Consider the following 1,176-nt stretch of genomic DNA (forward strand, 5'->3'; position numbering starts at 1 on the left):
CTCCCTTACTGATCGACGAACTGTTCCTGCCCGACGATGCCCATCTGGGTGACCCCGAGCCTCTGGGCGTCGGCCATGACATGGACGACAGTCTTGTAATCAGCCAGCCGGTTGGGCTGGATGTGGAACTCGGGCTTGGGCTGGGCGGAGGCAATCTCGCGCAGGTGGGCCTGCAGTTCGTCCTCGCTGTTAACCGGCTGCCCGTTCCAGGTAATCGTATTATCAAAATCCACCACAAGGGTCACAACCGGAACCTCCTCCGTCGAAGGCGGCGGGTTGCCCTGCGGCAGATCAATCGCAACAGATTGGGTCTGCAACGGGATGGTGATGATCAGCATGATCAGCAGAACCAGCATCACGTCAATCAATGGCGTGGTGTTGATGTCTACAATGCCTTCGTCTTCCGTTGTGCTATCCGACCCGACATTCATGCCCATGATCAGTTACTCTCTTCACTCCTGCCCCCACGCGTGCCGCGCGGGGGACGGGGGCCGCAGCCCGCCGTTGTCAGTTGGTCTTCGGCTTCTCGGTAATGAAGTCGATATGATAGATGCCAGCCTGCTGGCATGCCGCCACCATCCTGCCGACCGTCTCATACCGCGCCTTCATGTCCCCACGGATCTGGATCTGCGGCTGCGGTTTGACCACCGCCACCTTTTCCAGATGCTCCAGCAGGTCAGCCTGGTCCTTCAGCGGGGTTTCGTCCCAGAAGGCCTTGCCATCCGCCGTAACCGCCAGCACCACGTTGCTCATCTTGGTCTGGGTGGGCTGGTTCATGTCGCGCGGCAGGTTGACCTTGACCGTATGGGTGGCCACCGGAATGGTGATCAGGAAGATGATCAGCAGAACCAGCATCACATCCACCAGAGGGGTCGTGTTGATGGCGGAGACGACTTCGTCGTCCCCTCCTCCGTTGCCAACCTGCATTCCCATGGTTCAGCCCACCCGGTTGGAGGTTGTGACCGTGGTCGGGGAGTTATCGGCGTTGACCCGCACGCTCTCCGCGGCTGCACCGTGGCGCACGCCACCGATCAGGATGGACTGCAGGTCATCGGCAAAGTCGCGCACCTGGTCCATGGCCCCCTTGTTGCGGCGCACCAGCAGGTTGTAACCCAGCACCGCAGGCACAGCCGTTGCCAGACCAATGGCGGTCATGATCAGGGATTCACCCACAGG

The 1,176-nt window shown here is 60.7% G+C and carries 3 protein-coding genes; all 3 read right to left on the reverse strand.

Annotated features, from left to right (window positions below; all coding sequences use genetic code 11):
• Positions 1 to 5 precede the first annotated feature (5 nt).
• Entirely contained in the window at positions 6 to 437 is a 432-nt protein-coding gene (locus tag HK20_RS10285) for a biopolymer transporter ExbD (protein WP_086646979.1), read from the reverse strand.
• Between the two features lie 70 nt (positions 438 to 507).
• Positions 508 to 933, reverse strand: a complete 426-nt coding sequence (locus HK20_RS10290; protein ID WP_086646980.1) for a biopolymer transporter ExbD — start codon at positions 931 to 933, stop codon at positions 508 to 510.
• Positions 934 to 936: 3 nt separating this feature from the next.
• The coding region (locus HK20_RS10295; protein WP_198943918.1) for a MotA/TolQ/ExbB proton channel family protein at positions 937 to 1,176 on the reverse strand (240 nt) is incomplete at its 5' end.

Source organism: Acetobacter sp. DsW_54 (assembly GCF_002153575.1).
Lineage (GTDB): Bacteria > Pseudomonadota > Alphaproteobacteria > Acetobacterales > Acetobacteraceae > Acetobacter > Acetobacter fabarum.

Coding starts and splice junctions, on each gene's coding strand:
- HK20_RS10285 (WP_086646979.1), bottom strand. CDS start 437: ATGGGCATGAATGTCGGGTCGGATAGCACAACGGAAGACGAAGGCATT.
- HK20_RS10290 (WP_086646980.1), bottom strand. CDS start 933: ATGGGAATGCAGGTTGGCAACGGAGGAGGGGACGACGAAGTCGTCTCC.